20 protein-coding genes are annotated in these 20,048 nt (G+C 48.9%); 15 read left to right on the top strand and 5 right to left on the bottom strand.

What is annotated here, in order from left to right:
• The first annotated feature begins 263 nt into the window (after positions 1–263).
• Together ydcF and aldA are read left to right on the top strand one after the other, a co-directional pair.
• A complete protein-coding gene (gene ydcF / locus ACJHXB_RS15925) occupies positions 264–1,064 on the top strand; it encodes a DUF218 domain-containing protein YdcF (RefSeq protein ID WP_001066481.1) in 801 nt (266 codons plus the stop codon).
• A gap of 196 nt (positions 1,065–1,260) precedes the next feature.
• Positions 1,261–2,700, top strand: coding sequence for an aldehyde dehydrogenase (gene aldA / locus ACJHXB_RS15930; RefSeq protein ID WP_000115960.1), 1,440 nt, complete (start codon positions 1,261–1,263; stop codon positions 2,698–2,700).
• Between the two features lie 41 nt (positions 2,701–2,741).
• Here the strand turns inward: aldA and gap are convergent, their stop codons facing one another.
• The gene (gene gap / locus ACJHXB_RS15935; RefSeq protein ID WP_000048652.1) at positions 2,742–3,743 is read right to left on the bottom strand and encodes a type I glyceraldehyde-3-phosphate dehydrogenase; all 1,002 of its coding nucleotides are present in this window, start codon (positions 3,741–3,743) and stop codon (positions 2,742–2,744) included.
• A 188-nt stretch (positions 3,744–3,931) separates the two neighbouring features.
• On the opposite strand from gap, the gene cybB reads away from it, so the two are divergent.
• From cybB to ACJHXB_RS15950, 3 genes are all read left to right on the top strand, one after another.
• Positions 3,932–4,462 (top strand): cytochrome b561, encoded by a 531-nt coding sequence (gene cybB, locus ACJHXB_RS15940; RefSeq protein ID WP_001604559.1) that lies wholly within the window; start codon positions 3,932–3,934, stop codon positions 4,460–4,462.
• Positions 4,463–4,706: 244 nt separating this feature from the next.
• Positions 4,707–4,880 (top strand): hypothetical protein, encoded by a 174-nt coding sequence (locus ACJHXB_RS15945; RefSeq protein ID WP_000731856.1) that lies wholly within the window; start codon positions 4,707–4,709, stop codon positions 4,878–4,880.
• A 25-nt stretch (positions 4,881–4,905) separates the two neighbouring features.
• Positions 4,906–4,974, top strand: a complete 69-nt coding sequence (locus ACJHXB_RS15950) for a hypothetical protein (RefSeq protein ID WP_212734533.1) — start codon at positions 4,906–4,908, stop codon at positions 4,972–4,974.
• On the opposite strand, the gene hokB is transcribed toward ACJHXB_RS15950, so the two are convergent.
• Entirely contained in the window at positions 4,952–5,101 is a 150-nt protein-coding gene (gene hokB, locus ACJHXB_RS15955; RefSeq protein ID WP_001309484.1) for a type I toxin-antitoxin system toxin HokB, read from the bottom strand. The two genes, ACJHXB_RS15950 and hokB, sit on opposite strands and share 23 nt — an antisense overlap.
• Positions 5,102–5,498: 397 nt before the next feature.
• Between hokB and trg the strand changes: the two genes are divergently transcribed.
• On the top strand, positions 5,499–7,139 hold the full coding sequence (gene trg / locus ACJHXB_RS15960) for a methyl-accepting chemotaxis protein Trg (protein WP_001098588.1): 1,641 nt from the start codon (positions 5,499–5,501) through the stop codon (positions 7,137–7,139).
• A gap of 37 nt (positions 7,140–7,176) precedes the next feature.
• Here the strand turns inward: trg and ACJHXB_RS15965 are convergent, their stop codons facing one another.
• Positions 7,177–8,100 (bottom strand): LysR substrate-binding domain-containing protein, encoded by a 924-nt coding sequence (locus tag ACJHXB_RS15965; RefSeq protein ID WP_001469229.1) that lies wholly within the window; start codon positions 8,098–8,100, stop codon positions 7,177–7,179.
• 216 nt (positions 8,101–8,316) lie between these two features.
• On the opposite strand from ACJHXB_RS15965, the gene ACJHXB_RS15970 reads away from it, so the two are divergent.
• The 4 genes from ACJHXB_RS15970 (at position 8,317) to rimL (ending at position 12,506) form a co-directional block, all read left to right on the top strand.
• On the top strand, positions 8,317–9,660 hold the full coding sequence (locus ACJHXB_RS15970) for a VOC family protein (RefSeq protein ID WP_000013749.1): 1,344 nt from the start codon (positions 8,317–8,319) through the stop codon (positions 9,658–9,660).
• A 224-nt stretch (positions 9,661–9,884) separates the two neighbouring features.
• A complete protein-coding gene (gene opgD / locus ACJHXB_RS15975) occupies positions 9,885–11,540 on the top strand; it encodes a glucan biosynthesis protein OpgD (protein WP_000375963.1) in 1,656 nt (551 codons plus the stop codon).
• Positions 11,541–11,679: 139 nt separating this feature from the next.
• A complete protein-coding gene (locus ACJHXB_RS15980; protein WP_001296778.1) occupies positions 11,680–11,904 on the top strand; it encodes a YdcH family protein in 225 nt (74 codons plus the stop codon).
• Positions 11,905–11,966: 62 nt separating this feature from the next.
• Entirely contained in the window at positions 11,967–12,506 is a 540-nt protein-coding gene (gene rimL / locus ACJHXB_RS15985) for a 50S ribosomal protein L7/L12-serine acetyltransferase (RefSeq protein WP_001469227.1), read from the top strand.
• Here the strand turns inward: rimL and ydcK are convergent.
• A complete protein-coding gene (gene ydcK / locus ACJHXB_RS15990) occupies positions 12,498–13,478 on the bottom strand; it encodes a YdcK family protein (RefSeq protein WP_001234020.1) in 981 nt (326 codons plus the stop codon). The genes rimL and ydcK overlap by 9 nt on opposite strands.
• Positions 13,479–13,601: 123 nt before the next feature.
• On the opposite strand from ydcK, the gene tehA reads away from it, so the two are divergent.
• The 3 genes from tehA to ACJHXB_RS16005 all read left to right on the top strand — a co-directional run bounded on the left by tehA (position 13,602) and on the right by ACJHXB_RS16005 (position 16,155).
• Entirely contained in the window at positions 13,602–14,594 is a 993-nt protein-coding gene (tehA, locus tag ACJHXB_RS15995; RefSeq protein ID WP_001469225.1) for a dicarboxylate transporter/tellurite-resistance protein TehA, read from the top strand.
• A complete protein-coding gene (tehB, locus tag ACJHXB_RS16000; RefSeq protein WP_000586738.1) occupies positions 14,591–15,184 on the top strand; it encodes a tellurite resistance methyltransferase TehB in 594 nt (197 codons plus the stop codon). The genes tehA and tehB overlap by 4 nt, the downstream gene beginning before the upstream one ends.
• 302 nt (positions 15,185–15,486) lie before the next feature.
• Positions 15,487–16,155, top strand: coding sequence for a DUF3313 domain-containing protein (locus ACJHXB_RS16005; RefSeq protein ID WP_001261031.1), 669 nt, complete (start codon positions 15,487–15,489; stop codon positions 16,153–16,155).
• 37 nt (positions 16,156–16,192) lie between these two features.
• On the opposite strand, the gene ydcO is transcribed toward ACJHXB_RS16005, so the two are convergent.
• Positions 16,193–17,401 (bottom strand): BenE family transporter YdcO, encoded by a 1,209-nt coding sequence (gene ydcO / locus ACJHXB_RS16010; protein ID WP_071556285.1) that lies wholly within the window; start codon positions 17,399–17,401, stop codon positions 16,193–16,195.
• Between the two features lie 52 nt (positions 17,402–17,453).
• Between ydcO and sutR the strand changes: the two genes are divergently transcribed.
• Together sutR and rlhA are read left to right on the top strand one after the other, a co-directional pair.
• Positions 17,454–17,990: a DNA-binding transcriptional regulator SutR gene (gene sutR, locus ACJHXB_RS16015; protein WP_000429150.1), complete on the top strand. Its 537-nt coding sequence runs from the start codon at positions 17,454–17,456 to the stop codon at positions 17,988–17,990.
• Positions 17,991–18,062: 72 nt separating this feature from the next.
• Positions 18,063–20,024 carry a 23S rRNA 5-hydroxycytidine C2501 synthase gene (gene rlhA / locus ACJHXB_RS16020; protein ID WP_001469222.1) on the top strand — a complete coding sequence of 654 codons (1,962 nt, stop codon included), beginning with the start codon at positions 18,063–18,065 and terminating at the stop codon, positions 20,022–20,024.
• The last annotated feature ends 24 nt before the right edge of the window (positions 20,025–20,048 follow it).

Genomic DNA, 20,048 nt, shown 5'->3' on the forward strand with positions numbered 1-20,048 from the left:
TTTGCCTGATAAATCTCAAACCCGGTAAGCATTTAGCGCCGGGTTTTTTATTAATTCTAAAACGGTAAGGGCAAAAATTCAGGAATTCAGAAAAATACAATTCTCAGCTGCAAGATGAATAATGTTTATCTACAGCATTTCCTTAAAAGATATGTCAGGCTTGCGGAGTGGCGGTTAAGGAAATACGACTTCCTCCTTTCAGAGTGCTCCGCTTCTTACTATTATCTCACGCAGTATTCTTGAGGGAACGATAAGGAGGAACCATGAACAATACCCCGTTTCCGACGCTTTCGACGGCAACCATAGATGCCATAAATGTTATCGGACAGTGGCTGGCGCAGGATGATTTCTCCGGTGAGATGCCGTATCAGGCCGATTGCGTGATCCTTGCAGGCAATGCGGTTATGCCGACTATCGATGCGGCATGTAAGATTGCCCGCGATCAGCAAATTCCTCTACTGATTAGTGGTGGTATCGGTCACTCGACAACTTTTTTGTATAGCGCTATCGCACAGCATCCGCACTACAACACTATCCGCACCATTGGCAGAGCAGAAGCTACCATCCTGGCGGATATCGCTCATCAGTTCTGGCACATTCCGCATGAAAAAATCTGGATTGAAGACCAGTCAACAAACTGCGGTGAAAACGCACGCTTTAGCATCGCGCTATTGAATCAGGCCGTAGAACGAGTTCATACGGCTATCGTTGTTCAGGACCCCACCATGCAGCGGCGCACGATGGCGACGTTCCGCCGTATGACTGGGGACAATCCCGATGCACCACGCTGGTTAAGTTATCCCGGATTCGTTCCTCAGTTAGGAAATAACGCAGACAGTGTAATCTTTATTAATCAGTTACAAGGATTATGGCCGGTTGAGCGTTATCTATCACTACTCACTGGCGAGCTGCCGCGTTTACACGATGATAGCGATGGCTACGGTCCCCGCGGGCGAGATTTTATCGTTCACGTTGATTTTCCGGCAGAAGTCATCCATGCATGGCAAACGCTGAAACACGATGCGGTGCTCATCGAGGCGATGGAAAGTCGCTCGTTACGTTAAAAATTGCCCGTTTGTGAACCACTTGTTTGCAAACGGGCATGACTCCTGACGTTTATTTCTGCCTTTTATTCCTTTTACACTTGTTTTTATGAAGCCCTTCACAGAATTGTCCTTTCACGATGCCGTCTCTTTGATGATTGATGTTAATTAACAATGTATTCACCGAAAACAAACATATAAATCACAGGAGTCGCCCATGTCAGTACCCGTTCAACATCCTATGTATATCGATGGACAGTTTGTTACCTGGCGTGGAGACGCATGGATTGATGTGGTAAACCCTGCTACAGAGGCTGTCATTTCCCGCATTCCCGATGGTCAGGCCGAGGATGCCCGTAAAGCAATCGATGCAGCAGAACGTGCACAACCAGAATGGGAAGCGTTGCCTGCTATTGAACGCGCCAGTTGGTTGCGCAAAATCTCCGCCGGGATCCGCGAACGCGCCAGTGAAATCAGTGCGCTGATTGTTGAAGAAGGGGGCAAGATCCAGCAGTTGGCTGAAGTCGAAGTGGCTTTTACTGCGGACTATATCGATTACATGTCGGAGTGGGCACGGCGTTATGAAGGCGAGATTATTCAAAGCGATCGTCCAGGAGAAAATATTCTTCTGTTTAAACGTGCGCTTGGCGTGACTACCGGCATTCTGCCGTGGAACTTCCCGTTCTTCCTCATTGCCCGCAAAATGGCTCCCGCTCTTTTGACCGGTAATACCATCGTCATTAAACCCAGTGAATTTACGCCAAACAATGCGATTGCATTCGCCAAAATCGTCGATGAAATAGGCCTTCCGCGCGGCGTGTTTAACCTTGTTCTGGGGCGTGGTGAAACCGTTGGGCAAGAACTGGCGGGTAACCCAAAGGTCGCAATGGTCAGTATGACAGGCAGCGTCTCTGCAGGTGAAAAGATTATGGCGACTGCGGCGAAAAACATCACCAAAGTGTGCCTGGAATTGGGTGGTAAAGCACCAGCTATCGTAATGGACGATGCCGATCTTGAACTGGCAGTCAAAGCCATCGTTGATTCACGCGTCATTAATAGTGGGCAAGTGTGTAACTGTGCAGAACGTGTTTATGTACAGAAAGGCATTTATGATCAGTTCGTCAATCGGCTGGGTGAAGCGATGCAGGCGGTTCAATTTGGTAACCCCGCTGAACGCAACGACATTGCGATGGGGCCGTTGATTAACGCCGCGGCGCTGGAAAGGGTCGAGCAAAAAGTGGCGCGCGCAGTAGAAGAAGGGGCGAGAGTGGCGTTGGGTGGCAAAGCGGTAGAGGGGAAAGGATATTATTATCCGCCGACATTGCTACTGGATGTTCGCCAGGAAATGTCGATTATGCACGAGGAAACCTTTGGCCCGGTGCTGCCATTGGTCGCATTTGACACGCTGGAAGAGGCTATCGCAATGGCTAATGACAGTGATTACGGCCTGACCTCATCAATCTATACCCAAAATTTGAACGTCGCGATGAAAGCCATTAAAGGGCTGAAGTTTGGTGAAACTTACATTAACCGTGAAAACTTCGAAGCTATGCAAGGCTTCCACGCCGGATGGCGTAAATCCGGTATTGGCGGCGCAGATGGTAAACATGGCCTGCATGAATATCTGCAGACCCAGGTGGTTTATTTACAGTTGTAATGAGTGAAAGAGGCGGAGGCTTTTCTCTCCGCCTTTGCGCGTCAGAGTTTAGCGAATTTTTCGAGGGTGCGAATAAGCTGCGTGACGAAGCCATATTCGTTATCGTACCAGGCGACCGTTTTCACCAGTTGTAAATCGCCCACGGCGGTAATTTCGGTTTGCGTGGCATCAAACACCGACCCGAAATGGCTGCCTATGATATCAGAAGAGACTATTTCTTCATCGGTATAACCAAATGACTCGTTATTGTTTGTCGCCTTTTTAAGCGCGTTGTTCACTTCTTCGGCAGTCACTTTTTTTCCAAGAATAGACACCAGTTCAGTCACCGAACCGGTTTTCACGGGTACGCGTTGCGCATGACCTTTCAGTTTGCCGCTCAGTTCTGGGATCACCAGACCAATGGCTTTTGCCGCACCTGTAGTGTGGGGAATGATATTTTCTGCCGCTGCACGTGAAGCGCGTAGATCTTTACCACGCGGGCCATCCACCAGTGACTGAGTGCCGGTATAGGCATGAATGGTCGTCATCGTGCCGACTTCTATCCCGAAACTGTCATGCAAGGCTTTGGCCATCGGCGCAAGGCAGTTAGTGGTGCATGACGCCACGGAAACAATGGTATCGTTGCCATCCAGAGTGTCGTCATTAACGTTATAAACGATGGTTTTCATTTCACCGGCAGGAGCGGAAATCAACACCTTCTTCGCACCAGCATCAAGATGCGCCTGCGATTTATCGGCGGAGGTATAAAAGCCAGTACATTCGACAATGATTTCTGCGCCTTTCGCTTTCCATGGAATATTTTTAGCCTCTTTTTCGGCGTAAACCGCGATACTTTTTCCATCAACGATAAGTGAATCTTCCGTAAAATCAACGCTCCAAGGGAATGGTCCGTAGTTTGAATCATGTTTCAGCAGGTAGGCGAGAATTTTTGGAGAAGTGAGATCATTAATAGCGACAACGTCTATGTTGCTTTTGACTTCAAGTAATCGACGCAACACCAGTCGACCGATACGACCAAAACCGTTAATACCAACTTTACTCATGGTTTTCTCCTGTCAGGAACGTTCGGATGAAAATTGATCCTTTCCAGGCTTAGACCAGGATGGCGGGATGGGCAATCTACATTCTTGCCGTGAAACGTAACGTACTGAAAACGGGTGAACAATATTTAATGAAATTTTAAGAAAAGCCCGTTATGTTAACGGAAAATTATGTTAAAGCAGGAAATGTTATGGGAAATAAATACTCAAGGTTACAAATCAGCATTCACTGGCTGGTCTTTTTGCTGGTTATTGCAGCGTATTGCGCAATGGAGTTTCGGGGTTTCTTCCCACGTAGCGATCGGCCACTCATCAACATGATTCATGTTTCCTGTGGCATATCAATTCTCGTGCTGATGGTCGTTCGTCTTTTGTTAAGGCTGAAATACCCAACCCCGCCGATTATACCTAAGCCAAAACCGATGATGACGGGACTGGCGCATTTGGGACATTTGGTGATTTATCTCCTGTTTATTGCGCTGCCAGTGATTGGTTTGGTGATGATGTATAACCGAGGCAACCCGTGGTTTGCGTTTGGTTTGACGATGCCTTATGCATCAGAGGCCAATTTCGAACGGGTTGATAGCTTAAAGTCGTGGCATGAAACGCTGGCGAATCTGGGATACTTTGTCATCGGGTTGCACGCTGCGGCTGCACTGGCACACCACTATTTCTGGAAGGACAACACACTTCTACGCATGATGCCGCGTAAACGTTCCTGAAGGATATTTAAAGAAAACGCCTGTACTAAAACCGACCCGTGGTACAGGCGAAGAATACGGGCCTACATCGGAAGCGCCTATTATATTTATTTGTATGACAAATAAAACCATTATCCTGGTCCATACGTCCATCTGGCTTATCTTTAATCAATTCACCCGATCTTTGATCTCATCAACGGTATCAAAATAAACCAGCGTATAACGTTCAAATCGAACATAAGATTCGATAAACCATGGAGGTTATATGAAAAAATTGGCACTTATCTTGGTTATGGGAGCGCTTGTTTCCTTTTATGCCGATGCCGGGCGCAAACCCTGTTCTGGTTCGAAAGGGGGGATCTCACACTGTACGGCAGGCGGCAAATTTGTTTGTAATGATGGTTCTATTAGTGCATCGAAAAAAACATGCACTAACTGAAGTGTAAAAGGGGTGCCATGAGAAAATGAATCCGCTAGTCAGATGCGCGGGGAAAATCCCCGCGCTTGCCCTTACCTGGACGTGCAGGCCATGAGCGCAGCAACCTCCTTATCACCGTCCCGGAACCGCAGTTCGTAGAGCGTTTGTCGGGTCAGGAGTGTGAATGTCAGAATCGTAATGCAGATAATGAGCAGACACACCACCAGAGGGTTGCGCTTCATAGCCTTTCTCCTTGCCGGATGGCGGGTAAGAGGCTAACATCTGAATTGCTTGGTTCATTCGTTGGCCTCGGTTGATAGAAATATCGGTCGGGGCCTTCGTCTTTCTGATTCCCGGTTAGCCTGAAAACAGAAAGTCTCAGGCACCCGTGAGCATCCTATGTGGTTTCCTTAGGGACGAAAATAATCACCTGACGAAATTGCGTGCTGTTTTCCAGAATTTTTCGTCATTCGGGTTAGCCAGTTTAGCCATTCGTTACTCTCTTCATTCCAATAGCATTAATTTCTCTACAATAATTGTTGTAAAAATGTGACGCAAAGAGGTTTTTGGTCATAAGTAATTATCGTCAAGTGCCGATGACTTTCTATCAGGAGTAAACCTGGACGAGAGACAACGGTAATGAATACAACTCCCTCACAGCGATTAGGTTTTTTGCATCACATCAGGCTGGTTCCGTTATTTGCCTGCATTCTTGGCGGTATCTTAGTTCTATTCGCATTAAGTTCAGCTCTGGCTGGCTATTTCCTCTGGCAGGCCGATCGCGATCAGCGTGATGTTACTGCGGAGATTGAGATTCGGACCGGGTTAGCGAACAGTTCAGATTTTTTGCGTTCAGCCCGGATCAATATGATTCAGGCTGGTGCTGCGAGTCGTATTGCTGAAATGGAAGCAATGAAGCGAAATATTGCGCAAGCCGAATCGGAGATTAAACAGTCGCAGCAAGGTTATCGTGCTTATCAGAATCGGTCGGTGAAAACACCTGCTGATGAAGCCCTTGACACTGAATTAAATCAACGCTTCCAGGCTTATATCACGGGTATGCAACCGATGTTGAAATATGCCAAAAATGGCATGTTTGAAGCGATTATCAATCATGAAAGTGAGCAAATCCGACCGCTGGATAATGCTTATACCGATATTTTGAGCAAAGCCGTTAAGATACGTAGCACCAGAGCCAACCAACTGGCGGAACTGGCCCATCAGCGCACCCGCCTGGGTGGGATGTTCATGATTGGCGCGTTTGTGCTTGCCCTGGTCATGACGCTGATAACATTTATGGTGCTACGTCGGATCGTCATTCGTCCACTGCAACATGCCGCACAACGGATTGAAAAAATCGCCAGTGGCGATCTGACGATGAATGATGAACCGGCGGGTCGTAATGAAATCGGTCGCTTAAGTCGTCATTTACAGCAAATGCAGCATTCACTGGGGATGACAGTAGGGACTGTTCGACAGGGTGCGGAAGAGATTTATCGTGGCACCAGCGAAATTTCAGCTGGCAATGCGGACCTGTCATCTCGCACCGAAGAACAAGCGGCGGCTATCGAACAAACTGCCGCCAGCATGGAGCAACTTACTGCGACGGTGAAACAGAATGCAGATAACGCGCATCATGCCAGCAAACTGGCGCAAGAGGCTTCTATTAAAGCCTGCAATGGCGGGCAGACGGTTTCCGGTGTAGTAAAAACGATGGGCGCTATCTCCACGAGTTCGAAGAAAATTTCTGAGATCACCGCCGTCATCAACAGTATTGCTTTCCAGACGAATATTCTGGCACTGAATGCTGCCGTTGAAGCCGCGCGAGCGGGTGAGCAAGGGCGTGGATTTGCCGTTGTCGCCAGCGAAGTACGGACACTCGCAAGCCGCAGCGCTCAGGCGGCGAAAGAGATTGAAGGCTTGATCAGTGAATCAGTCAGGTTAATTGACCTGGGATCGGATGAGGTGGCCACGGCCGGGAAAACCATGAGCACTATTGTTGATGCCGTCGCGAGTGTCACACATATCATGCAGGAAATTGCCGCCGCCTCGGATGAGCAAAGTAGGGGCATAACGCAGGTTAGCCAGGCGATTTCTGAAATGGATAAGGTGACGCAACAGAATGCTTCTCTGGTAGAAGAGGCCTCAGCGGCGGCGGTGTCCCTTGAAGAACAGGCGGCACGATTAGCTGAGGCGGTGGACGTATTTCGTCTGAACAAACATTCCGTGTCGGCAGTACCTCGCGGAGCTGGTGAACCAGTTAGTTTCGCTACAGTGTGAAAATGTTTAAGGAGGGATCGACAGATCCCTTCACCTTTCAGAACGGCATTGATTTTCGAATAGCGTTAATCATCAACTGGCAACCAGAAGAGTACGTTGCATCTACGCGGGTCAGTATTCCAATCGGTTCGCCTGCACCATGACCCGGAACAGGTAGGGCCACCAGCGTGGCATGACGCAGGTCGTCTTTTACAGCGCCAGAAGGGACAAACCACACGTAGTCGTATTCAACCGTAAGTTGACGAGATAGAGAAGCAGACAGTGTTTCGATACAGCCCGAAGGAATTTTACAGCCCTGGCTCTGCACTAATGCATCTGAATGCTGGCGTGGCGCAGTGCCTTCTGGTGATACAACAACCGGCCATTCCAGCACCCGGCTTAGCGTTACGTTCTCCTGAAGTAGCGGGTGATTAGGGCGGACAACCAGCTTCAGCGATTCAAGAAACAGCAGTTCGTAATTAAGCCCGGTCATCAGTTCAGGATCTGACATCCGACCAATGCCGATATCGATTTCCCCGGTTTTTAAACCTGCCAGAATCATAGGGTTACTCATTGTCGCAACTTGCAAGGTCGTCTCTTTTTGTTGCTGATGAAACTGACCTATAACCGAAGGTAATATCCCCAGTGCCGCAGTAGGTAGTGCACCAACCCTGACGACATCATTATTAAGACCTTCTTTACGATGAAGCGACTGTCCGGCAGTGTTGATGGCGTCAAGAACTCTGACTGCATGCGTTAAAAATTGTTCGCCGGGTAAGGTAAGTTGCGCCCCCTGACGACCACGCTCAAACAAGCGAGCGCCCGTCAGCTGCTCCAGTTCATTCAATGTCTTAGAGAGCGCAGGTTGACTCAAATTAAGGGTTTCAGCCGCGCGCCCCAAAGTTCCTTGTTGTGCGACAGCTACGAATGTATGAAGGTGGCGCAGACGGATGCGCTGACTAAACAGACTATTTTTTTCCATAAGCGATGTTAAAAACGAAGCGGTGTCGCTGACAAGTGAAGTTGTTTGATTATGATAACTTGATTGCAAAATATTATTAACAATTAAAGCAATTATGTTACAGCAAAATGGATAATATTGATGTTTTCGCGGCGAGATCACAGTTTGCAAATTCTTCCCGCCAGAGTGAATGCGGTTACCTACACTCCAGATTACTGACCACTGGAGGCAGACATTATGGCGAACAGCATCACGGCGGATGAGATTCGGGAACAGTTTTCGCAGGCAATGTCAGCCATGTACCAGCAAGAAGTTCCGCAGTACGGCACGCTGCTGGAACTGGTAGCTGATGTGAATCTGGCTGTGCTGGAAAACAATCCTCAACTGCACGAAAAAATGGTAAATGCAGACGAGCTGGCGCGACTGAATGTTGAACGTCATGGGGCAATTCGCGTTGGGACTGCACAAGAGCTTGCTACTCTTCGGCGGATGTTTGCCATTATGGGGATGTACCCGGTGAGCTATTACGATCTCTCGCAGGCGGGAGTGCCGGTACATTCCACAGCATTTCGGCCCATTGATGATGCTTCTCTGGCGCGTAATCCCTTCCGCATTTTTACCTCATTACTCCGCCTTGAGCTTATCGAGAACGAATTTTTGCGCCAGAAAGCGGCGGAGATTCTGCGTCAGCGCGATATCTTCACCCCACGTTGTCGACAACTGTTAGAGGAATATGAGCAGCGGGGCGGTTTTAACGAAACACAGGCACAGGAGTTTGTGCAGGAAGCCCTGGAAACGTTTCGCTGGCACCAGTCAGCAACGGTGGATGAAGTAACCTATCGCGCCTTGCATAACGAACATCGGCTGATTGCTGATGTGGTCTGTTTTCCTGGATGCCATATCAACCACCTGACGCCACGCACGCTGGATATTGACCGGGTGCAGTCGATGATGCCTGAATGCGGGATTGAACCCAAAATTCTGATCGAAGGGCCGCCGCGCCGCGAGGTACCTATTTTACTACGCCAGACCAGCTTTAAAGCACTGGAAGAGACGGTGTTGTTTGCAGGGCAGAAACAGGGCACGCATACCGCGCGCTTTGGTGAAATAGAGCAGCGTGGCGTGGCATTAACGCCGAAAGGACGACAACTGTATGATGATCTACTGCGGAACGCTGGAACCGGGCAGGATAATCTCACTCACCAAATGCATTTACAGGAAACCTTCCGCGCTTTTCCTGACAGTGAGTTTTTAATGCGTCAGCAAGGGCTGGCATGGTTCCGGTACCGTCTGACGCCTTCGGGTGAGGCGCATCGTCAGGCGATTCATCCCGGAGACGATCCACAGCCCTTAATTGAACGTGGTTGGGTAGTGGCGCAACCCATTACCTATGAAGATTTCTTGCCCGTTAGCGCGGCGGGGATCTTCCAGTCAAATCTGGGTAATGAAACGCAGGCACGCAGTCACGGTAATGCCAGTCGCGAAACATTTGAGCAGGCGTTGGGTTGCCCGGTTTTGGATGAGTTCCAGCTTTATCAGGAAGCGGAAGAACGCAGTAAACGTCGCTGTGGTTTGCTTTAAATTCTGACCATCCGCCTTTGCAAAAATTTGCCTGATTTTACAAACGAATCAGGCTCATCCCATCGACATAAAAAAATTGCCGATTAATGCATATTCTCTGAGTTCAACAATTGGATTATTAATAAATATTGTCTAGAGTGAGCGGTCATAAATAAGCACTTTCTTGCCGCTGAAAACGACCAGCGCGGGACCATTCACAACACCAGAAGGACTCACTTTCAGGTATGGATCGTAGACGATTTATTAAAGGTTCAATGGCTATGGCCGCCGTGTGCGGTACCAGCGGCATTGCTTCTCTTTTTTCTCAGGCGGCATTCGCGGCAGATTCTGATATTGCCGACGGGCAAACCCAGCGTTTTGACTTCTCCATTCTACAGTCAATGGCGCACGACTTAGCGCAAACCGCGTGGCGTGGTGCGCCGCGTCCGTTACCTGACACTCTGGCGACAATGACGCCGCAGGCTTATAACAGTATTCAATACGACGCCGAAAAATCGCTCTGGCATAACGTTGAGAACCGTCAACTGGACGCTCAGTTCTTCCATATGGGAATGGGTTTCCGTCGCCGCGTTCGTATGTTTTCTGTTGATCCCGCAACACATCTGGCGCGTGAAATTCACTTTCGCCCGGAGTTGTTCAAATACAACGATGCGGGTGTTGATACCAAACAATTAGAAGGGCAAAGCGATCTCGGCTTTGCCGGTTTTCGCGTGTTTAAAGCCCCCGAACTGGCGCGCCGTGATGTCGTATCATTCCTTGGCGCGAGTTATTTCCGCGCGGTTGATGATACATATCAATACGGTTTGTCGGCTCGCGGCCTGGCGATCGACACTTACACCGACAGTAAAGAAGAGTTCCCCGACTTTACCGCCTTCTGGTTTGATACGGTAAAACCGGGGGCAACCACCTTTACCGTTTATGCGTTGCTCGATAGCGCCAGCATTACTGGTGCCTATAAGTTCACTATCCATTGTGAGAAAAGTCAGGTGATTATGGATGTGGAAAATCACCTGTATGCGCGCAAAGACATTAAACAGCTGGGCATTGCGCCGATGACCAGCATGTTCAGCTGCGGCACTAATGAACGTCGGATGTGCGACACCATTCATCCGCAAATCCATGACTCTGATCGTCTGTCCATGTGGCGGGGCAACGGCGAGTGGATTTGCCGTCCGCTGAATAATCCGCAAAAATTGCAGTTCAATGCTTACACCGACAACAACCCGAAAGGGTTTGGTTTATTGCAACTGGATCGTGATTTCTCTCATTATCAGGACATTATGGGCTGGTATAACAAACGCCCAAGTCTGTGGGTGGAACCGCGTAACAAGTGGGGTAAGGGCACCATCGGCCTGATGGAAATCCCAACAACGGGCGAAACGCTGGATAACATTGTCTGCTTCTGGCAGCCAGAAAAAACTGTAAAAGCGGGTGATGAGTTTGCATTCCAGTATCGTCTGTACTGGAGTGCGCAACCGCCTGTTCATTGCCCATTAGCGCGCGTTATGGCGACGCGTACCGGCATGGGCGGTTTCCCGGAAGGTTGGGCGCCTGGTGAACACTATCCCGAAAAATGGGCGCGTCGTTTTGCCGTCGATTTCGTTGGTGGTGATCTGAAAGCTGCCGCACCAAAAGGCATTGAGCCGGTGATTACGCTTTCCAGTGGGGAAGCGAAGCAAATCGAAATTCTCTATATTGAACCCATTGATGGTTATCGTATTCAGTTTGACTGGTATCCGACTTCGGACTCCACTGATCCGGTCGATATGCGGATGTATCTGCGTTGTCAGGGCGACGCTATCAGTGAAACATGGCTCTATCAGTATTTCCCGCCAGCGCCCGATAAACGTCAGTATGTTGACGACCGCGTGATGAGTTAATTGTTTTTTCTTCGGCACCTTCTTCGGGAGGTGCCGTCTGGTTAAACACGATCCCGCTCGCATTTTTCCCTAAGTTAAATGAGTAATCTGATGGTGTGTATTTCAGATACACCTTGTCAGCCACTAACAGGGAGTGCGTATGTTTCCAGAATACCGAGATTTAATATCCCGTCTGAAAAACGAAAATCCTCGCTTTATGTCCTTGTTCGATAAACACAATAAACTTGATCATGAAATTGCCAGAAAGGAAGGTTCCGACGGTCGAGGGTACAATGCGGAAGTGGTCCGCATGAAAAAACAAAAGCTACAGTTAAAAGATGAGATGCTCAAAATCCTGCAGCAGGAGAGCGTCAAAGAGGTGTAAACTTTCCTAAGCCGCCAGCCAGGCGGCTTTTTTAACAACTGCATGGATTGACTGGAGATAAGATGGCTGAAACGATAAAAGTAAGTGAATCACTTGAATTACATGCTGTTGCAGAAAGTCATGTCACACCTCTTTATCAGTTAATCTGTAAAAATAGAACCTGGTTACAGCAGTCGCTAAACTGGCCGCAGTTTGTTCAAAGTGAAGAGGACACGCGAAAAACGGTGCAGGGCAATGTAATGTTGCATCAACGCGGATATGCCAAAATGTTCATGATTTTCAAAGAAGATGAACTTATCGGCGTTATCTCGTTTAATCGTATTGAACCACTGAATAAAACCGCTGAAATCGGCTACTGGCTGGACGAATCTCATCAGGGGCAGGGGATCATTTCTCAGGCGCTGCAGGCAATGATTCATCATTACGCTCAGTCTGGTGAACTTAGACGCTTCGTGATCAAATGTCGGATGGATAATGCGCAAAGCAACCAGGTCGCTTTGCGCAATGGTTTTATCCTTGAAGGTTGCCTGAAACAGGCTGAGTTTCTGAATGATGCCTATGATGATGTGAACTTATACGCGCGTATTATCGATTCAGAATAACCCTGCCAGCGGCGTTCGCGTAATGCGCTCTTCGCCGTTAATGACTTTTGGACCACGGACATGAACCGTGTCGCCATCAAAGGCTTCAATGACGGCGTGGTCAGTTAACTCCACATGGTTTTCAATTATCACCGCACCTGTAATACGGCTCTCACCTTGTATTACAACGTGCTCGTCGAGCAGAATCGGTCCGCCACGTACCACGGCATTTCCGCCAATCAAGACATGATGTTTTAACACACAATTACCTTCCACAATGGCATATTCCGCCACCTGTGAACTGTAATGAATCGTCGGAATGGCATCTTCTTCTATGCCAGCTTTCACCTGCGCGTGACCGTAAACTTTAGCGCAATCGCATAGCCAGACGTTGTTCTCTTCATTACCTTCAATACTGGCAAAATCAAAAACTTCGGCGCGATGTTCAATAAAAGCATACCGGACGACGGCATCGCCATAAATTTGTGCCTGGTGGACAATACGCGAGGCGCTAACCCTTGCGCGATCATAAATTTGTAGCAGGAGTTGATGGTCGGAGGTTAAGCCTTGCGCGGCGACGATCATAGAATGTTGATCAATTAAGGCGTGACCAAATATTCTACATTGCCCGTAAACTAATGAGTCATGAATGGTGACACTGTCACTTATATATGCACCCTGGCTGATTTCACTATTATCGATCCAGACGTTATCCGTTGCGTAAACCTCTCCCCACAGCACGCTGGTGCCGGTGATACGCGTATTACCGGAAATCACCGTTCCGCCGAACGCAATAGCATTCTGGTCGTAAATCCAGCAATTTCCTTCCTGTGCTAACACCGTTTCGCGATCGATCCAGCCGCCAGCGGTTCCTGCTATCACATCGTTAAAATCGCTCATGGCGATAATTTGCCGTAATAACACACTTTTTTTAGTGCCATCATCCTGATAACTAAAGGCTCGCTGTTCTTCACTTAGACGATATTTGCGCATAGCGTTTTCCCACAGGTGACTTACTATAACCGTAGCAAATTCTGCGGCTCTGGCTATGCTCGAGAAAATTCCATAAAATGCATTTCAAATATACTTTATAAATTAAACAAAATGAGTAAGAAGATGCAGAGCGATAAAGTGCTCAATTTGCCGGCAGGCTACTTTGGTATTGTGTTGGGGACGATAGGGATGGGATTTGCCTGGCGCTATGCCAGCCAGGTTTGGCAGGTCAGCCACTGGTTAGGGGATGGGCTGGTGATTCTGGCGATGATCATCTGGGGATTATTGACTAGCGCATTTATTACCCGACTCATACGCTTTCCGCATAGCGTGCTGGCGGAAGTTCGCCATCCAGTGCTGAGCAGTTTTGTGAGTTTGTTTCCGGCAACGACGATGCTGGTGGCGATTGGTTTTGTTCCGTGGTTTCGCCCACTGGCGGTATGCCTGTTCAGTTTTGGTGTCGTTGTACAGTTGGCTTATGCCGCCTGGCAAACTGCGGGATTATGGCGCGGATCTCATCCTGAAGAAGCTACCACGCCTGGACTGTATCTGCCGACAGTTGCCAACAACTTTATCAGCGCAATGGCCTGTGGTGCGTTGGGCTACACCGACGCAGGTCTGGTGTTTTTAGGCGCAGGCGTTTTCTCATGGCTAAGCCTTGAACCTGTGATCTTGCAGCGTCTGCGCAGTTCGGGAGAATTACCCACGGCACTGCGGACCTCACTCGGCATTCAGCTCGCTCCTGCACTGGTGGCCTGTAGTGCCTGGCTGAGCGTCAACGGCGGCGAGGGTGACACGCTGGCGAAAATGCTTTTCGGTTATGGACTGCTGCAACTGCTGTTTATGCTACGTCTGATGCCATGGTATCTCTCCCAGCCATTTAATGCTTCATTCTGGAGTTTCTCGTTCGGCGTATCTGCACTGGCAACCACCGGTTTGCATCTGGGGAGTGGCAGCGATAATGGATTTTTCCATACGCTGGCGGTGCCGCTGTTTATCTTTACCAATTTTATAATTGCAATACTGCTCATCCGTACTTTCGCGCTTCTGATGCAGGGGAAATTGTTAATCAGAACCGAGCGCGCCGCTTTAATGAAAGCTGAGGACAAAGAATGATCATTCGTGACGAAAACTATTTTACTGATAAGTATGAATTAACCCGCACACACTCTGAAGTACTGGAAGCGGTGAAAGTGGTTAAACCCGGTAAAACGCTGGATCTGGGCTGTGGCAATGGTCGTAACAGTCTTTACCTGGCAGCCAATGGTTATGAAGTTGACGCATGGGATAAAAATGCCATGAGTATCGCCAACGTCGAGCGCATTAAATCCATTGAAAATCTTGATAATTTACACACCCAGGTCGTTGATCTGAATAACCTCACGTTTGATGGGCAATACGATTTTATTCTTTCGACTGTGGTGCTGATGTTCCTTGAGGCTAAAACCATCCCAGGGCTGATTGCCAATATGCAACGTTGCACTAAACCTGGCGGTTACAACCTGATTGTGGCGGCGATGGATACCGCTGATTATCCATGTACCGTCGGCTTCCCGTTTGCCTTCAAAGAGGGGGAATTACGTCGATATTACGAAGGCTGGGAGATGGTGAAATACAATGAAGACGTCGGCGAGCTGCACCGCACCGACGCCAACGGTAATCGTATTAAACTGCGTTTCGCCACGATGCTGGCACGTAAAAAATGACCCGGTAAGAACAAAGCGCGTGAAAATTCCCCACGCTGAGATGGTTTACTGCTCTTCTTTTCGGTAAGCATATTTTTTATCGAAGGGATGTGAAATTAATCACAGTAGTCGAAGTTTTTTAGCAGCTTAACTTACTGAAATTTAACTACTGATGATTGACTTAGCCCCTTTTTCGGCATTGACTATGTCGTCTGAAAAGGGGCTAAAAAATTTATTTTCACCAACACTTTTTTTGCCACAACACGAAGCGGCGCTTTTTGCTATAACTTAGAAAGTAATATAATCATCTCAGGAAACTATTCATGCGTACCACATCAATTGCGAAAGTTGCAGCTTTATGCGGCTTGTTGGCTCTGTCTGGTTGTGCCTCTAAAATCACCCAGCCAGATAAATATTCTGGTTTTTTAAACAATTACTCTGATTTAAAAGAAACAACCTCAGCAACAGGTAAACCTGTTTTACGTTGGGTAGACCCGAGTTTTGATCAAAGCAAATATGACAGCATCGTCTGGAACCCAATCACTTATTATCCGGTGCCAAAACCTTCTACCCAGGTAGGGCAGAAAGTTCTGGATAAAATTTTGAACTATACCAACACCGAAATGAAAGAAGCGATAGCGCAGCGTAAACCACTGGTTACCACCGCTGGGCCGCGTAGTCTGATTTTTCGTGGGGCCATTACCGGTGTAGATACCAGCAAAGAAGGGCTGCAATTCTATGAAGTGGTTCCTGTCGCATTAGTGGTCGCGGGGACGCAAATGGCGACGGGCCACCGTACCATGGATACTCGCCTGTATTTTGAAGGTGAGCTGATTGATGCAGCGACTAATAAACCGGTTATCAAAGTCGTTCGTCAGGGCGAAGGTAAAGACCTGAATAACGAAAGTACGCCAATGGCTTTCGAAAATATTAAACAAGTTATTGATGACATGGCGACCGATGCCACTATGTTTGACGTTAACAAAAAGTAATTCCAGCCGCGCCATCGTAAGATGGCGCTTTTTATTATCAGTTTCTGTGAGCGATTAAATTCAACACCACGTAACAAACGCCTCCGGCAATTAATCCCCAGAACGCAGAACCAATCCCGACCAGCGTCAATCCACTTGCCGTTACCAGAAATGCCACCACTGCCGCGTCTCGCTCACGCTCATTATGCAGCGCCTGATACAAACTGCCGCCAATGGTACTTAACAGCGCCAGACCTGCCAGCATCTGGATCCAACTTACGGGCAGGGCAGCCATCATCCCGGTAATGGCACTACCAAACAAACCTGCGAGCAAATAGAAAATGCCGGCAACGGCAGCTGCCAGCCAACGTTGATCTTTATCCGGATGCGCTTCCGGGCTTTGGCAAATAGCCGCGGTGATTGCCGCAATACCGACGGAATAAACGCCGAAAGGGGAAAAAACCAGTGCCAGCAATCCAGTAAATACAATTAATGGCGAAACAGGAGCTGAATATCCGGCTGCTTTCATTGCTGCGATACCCGGTGCGTTTTGCGATGCCATCGTCACCAGAAAAAGGGGGAGTGCAACGCTCAGGCTGTGAGCAAACGAAAAATCAGGGCTAATATAAGTGGGGAGAACGGGTTTAAAGACAACATCAGTTGTGACAACGTCACCTTGCGCGATAACGATCACGACCCCAATAATCATCGCGGCAATTACCGCATAGCGCGGCGCAACGGCCTTGGTTGCCAGCCATACCAGCAACATACTGCCACACAACGTAAATTGACCATCCAGACTGGCAAACGCCTGTAAACCAAAGCGTAATAAAATCCCGGCAAGCATTGCCGCCGCAAGCGAGTGCGGAATAATGCGCATCAGACGAGCAAAGAGTCCCGTTATGCCGCAGAGGACTATTAACGCGTTGGTGACAATAAAAACGCCGATGGCTTCGTTAAGTGTTAGTCCCTGTAATCCGGTGACCAACAAAGCCGCGCCAGGCGTTGACCATGCGGTGAGAACAGGTACGCGATACCATAATGTCAGAGCCAGCGTACTGACGCCCATTGCCAGCCCCAGCGCCGTCATCCAGCCAGAGATTTGTGCAGTGGTGGCTCCGGCGACAATCGCTGCTTGCCAGATTATTGCCGCTGAACTGGCGTAGCCAATTAATACCGCCAGAAACCCCGCCAGTAGCGTGGGTGGAGGAATAGAAAACAGACGCATGGTCACCTCGTGCGTTATAGCGTACAGGTACCGTAGCATTTGTCCGTTATAACGCACAAGTGATAAACTTCCGTTTTGCCGGAGGAGTCGCATGGAAAATCTCGCTCGCTTTTTATCCACCACACTTAAACAACTACGTCAGCAGCGCGGCTGGAGTCTTTCGCGACTGGCAGAAGCGACGGGCGTTTCTAAAGCGATGTTAGGGCAGATTGAGCGTAATGAATCCAGCCCGACGGTCGCGACATTATGGAAAATTGCCACCGGGTTGAACGTGCCATTTTCAACATTTATTTCTCCGCCGCAGTCCGCTACGCCTTCAGTTTATGATCCGCAACAGCAGGCGATGGTGATCACTTCGCTGTTTCCTTATGATCCACAACTCTGCTTTGAACACTTCTCGATTCAGATGGCACCTGGTGCAATAAGTGAATCGACGCCCCATGAGAAGGGAGTAATCGAACATGTTGTCGTCATTGATGGGCAACTTGATCTGTGCGTTGATGGTGAATGGCAGAGCCTTAATTGTGGGGAAGGCGCTCGATTTGCTGCAGACGTCACGCATGTCTATCGTAATGGAGGGGAGCAAACCGTACATTTTCATTCCCTCATCCATTACCCGCGCAGTTAAGCGGGAAAACTATTTCGCAACGTCGCGCTTGTGGCTAAAATAGCCGCCATTTTTCAGCTACTGGATAAGAAAGTGACCGTATCTTCTCATCGTCTTGAACTGTTAAGTCCGGCACGCGATGCCGCCATTGCCCGCGAAGCTATTTTGCACGGTGCCGATGCTGTTTATATCGGCGGCCCTGGTTTTGGTGCCCGTCATAATGCCAGTAATAGCCTGAAAGATATTGCCGAGCTGGTGCCGTTTGCCCATCGTTATGGTGCAAAAATTTTCGTCACGCTTAACACAATTTTGCATGATGATGAGCTGGAACCCGCGCAACGGCTGATTACTGACCTCTACCAGACCGGCGTCGATGCGCTGATTGTTCAGGATATGGGGATTCTGGAACTTGATATTCCGCCGATTGAACTGCACGCCAGTACGCAGTGCGACATTCGTACAGTAGAAAAAGCGAAGTTCCTCTCTGATGTTGGCTTCACGCAGATTGTGCTGGCGCGAGAGCTGAATCTTGAGCAGATCCGCGCGATTCACCAGGCCACGGACGCGACCATTGAATTCTTTATTCATGGCGCACTGTGCGTGGCCTATTCGGGTCAGTGCTACATTTCTCATGCGCAAACAGGGCGTAGCGCCAACCGTGGCGATTGCTCGCAGGCGTGCCGTTTGCCATACACATTGAAAGACGATCAGGGGCGGGTAGTTTCCTATGAAAAACATCTGCTGTCGATGAAAGATAACGATCAGACTGCCAACCTCGGCGCGCTGATTGATGCTGGCGTACGCTCCTTCAAGATTGAAGGGCGTTACAAAGATATGAGCTACGTGAAGAATATCACCGCCCATTATCGCCAGATGCTGGATGCCATTATTGAAGAACGTGGCGATCTGACGCGTGCTTCATCAGGTCGTACTGAACATTTCTTTGTTCCATCGACGGAAAAGACTTTCCACCGTGGTAGCACAGATTATTTTGTGAATGCCCGTAAAGGCGATATTGGCGCGTTCGATTCGCCGAAATTTATCGGCCTGCCGGTGGGTGAAGTATTGAAAGTGGCGAAAGATCATCTCGATGTTGCCGTTTCCGAACCACTGGCAAATGGCGATGGCCTGAACGTGATGATTAAACGTGAAGTCGTCGGCTTTCGTGCCAATACGGTCGAGAAAACCGGAGAAAATCAGTACCGCGTCTGGCCCAATGAAATGCCAGCAGAGTTGCACAAAATTCGCCCGCATCACCCACTAAATCGTAATCTTGATCATAACTGGCAGCAGGCACTGACAAAAACATCCAGCGAACGTCGCGTAGCGGTAGACATTGAACTGGGCGGCTGGCAGGAACAACTGATTCTGACCCTGACCAGTGAAGAGGGCGTCAGCGTCACGCATACGCTGGATGGACAATTCGACGAAGCTAATAACGCCGAAAAAGCGCTTAATAACCTGAAAGATGGTCTGGCTAAGCTGGGGCAAACCATCTATTACGCCCGCGATGTGCAAATTAACCTGCCTGGTGCGCTGTTTGTACCAAACAGTCTGTTAAACCAGTTCCGCCGTGAAGCCGCCGAAATGCTGGATGCTGCGCGTCTTGCCAGTTACCAGCGCGGCAGCCGTAAACCGGTTGCTGATCCTGCGCCGGTTTATCCGCAAACGCATCTGAGTTTCCTCGCGAACGTTTACAACCAGAAAGCGCGTGAATTTTATCATCGCTATGGTGTGCAGCTGATTGACGCGGCGTATGAGGCACATGAAGAGAAGGGCGAAGTCCCGGTGATGATCACCAAGCATTGTCTGCGCTTTGCCTTCAATCTGTGCCCGAAACAGGCAAAAGGTAACATCAAAAGCTGGAAAGCTACGCCAATGCAGCTGGTTAACGGCGATGAAGTATTAACGCTGAAATTTGATTGCCGTCCGTGTGAGATGCACGTCATCGGCAAAATTAAAAATCACATTCTGAAAATGCCGTTACCGGGAAGCGTAGTGGCATCCGTAAGTCCGGATGAGCTGCTGAAAACATTGCCGAAGCGAAAAGGGTAAAACGCCAGTTTTCTGGTTACTCAC

The sequence above is a fragment of the Escherichia sp. WS3227_2 genome (assembly GCF_046486495.1).
GTDB classification, from domain to species: domain Bacteria; phylum Pseudomonadota; class Gammaproteobacteria; order Enterobacterales; family Enterobacteriaceae; genus Escherichia; species Escherichia coli.

Coding starts and splice junctions, on each gene's coding strand:
- ydcF (WP_001066481.1), top strand. CDS start 264: ATGAACAATACCCCGTTTCCGACGCTTTCGACGGCAACCATAGATGCC.
- aldA (WP_000115960.1), top strand. CDS start 1,261: ATGTCAGTACCCGTTCAACATCCTATGTATATCGATGGACAGTTTGTT.
- gap (WP_000048652.1), bottom strand. CDS start 3,743: ATGAGTAAAGTTGGTATTAACGGTTTTGGTCGTATCGGTCGACTGGTG.
- cybB (WP_001604559.1), top strand. CDS start 3,932: ATGGGAAATAAATACTCAAGGTTACAAATCAGCATTCACTGGCTGGTC.
- ACJHXB_RS15945 (WP_000731856.1), top strand. CDS start 4,707: ATGAAAAAATTGGCACTTATCTTGGTTATGGGAGCGCTTGTTTCCTTT.
- hokB (WP_001309484.1), bottom strand. CDS start 5,101: ATGAAGCGCAACCCTCTGGTGGTGTGTCTGCTCATTATCTGCATTACG.
- trg (WP_001098588.1), top strand. CDS start 5,499: ATGAATACAACTCCCTCACAGCGATTAGGTTTTTTGCATCACATCAGG.
- ACJHXB_RS15965 (WP_001469229.1), bottom strand. CDS start 8,100: ATGGAAAAAAATAGTCTGTTTAGTCAGCGCATCCGTCTGCGCCACCTT.
- ACJHXB_RS15970 (WP_000013749.1), top strand. CDS start 8,317: ATGGCGAACAGCATCACGGCGGATGAGATTCGGGAACAGTTTTCGCAG.
- opgD (WP_000375963.1), top strand. CDS start 9,885: ATGGATCGTAGACGATTTATTAAAGGTTCAATGGCTATGGCCGCCGTG.
- ACJHXB_RS15980 (WP_001296778.1), top strand. CDS start 11,680: ATGTTTCCAGAATACCGAGATTTAATATCCCGTCTGAAAAACGAAAAT.
- rimL (WP_001469227.1), top strand. CDS start 11,967: ATGGCTGAAACGATAAAAGTAAGTGAATCACTTGAATTACATGCTGTT.
- ydcK (WP_001234020.1), bottom strand. CDS start 13,478: ATGCGCAAATATCGTCTAAGTGAAGAACAGCGAGCCTTTAGTTATCAG.
- tehA (WP_001469225.1), top strand. CDS start 13,602: ATGCAGAGCGATAAAGTGCTCAATTTGCCGGCAGGCTACTTTGGTATT.
- tehB (WP_000586738.1), top strand. CDS start 14,591: ATGATCATTCGTGACGAAAACTATTTTACTGATAAGTATGAATTAACC.
- ACJHXB_RS16005 (WP_001261031.1), top strand. CDS start 15,487: ATGCGTACCACATCAATTGCGAAAGTTGCAGCTTTATGCGGCTTGTTG.
- ydcO (WP_071556285.1), bottom strand. CDS start 17,401: ATGCTACGGTACCTGTACGCTATAACGCACGAGGTGACCATGCGTCTG.
- sutR (WP_000429150.1), top strand. CDS start 17,454: ATGGAAAATCTCGCTCGCTTTTTATCCACCACACTTAAACAACTACGT.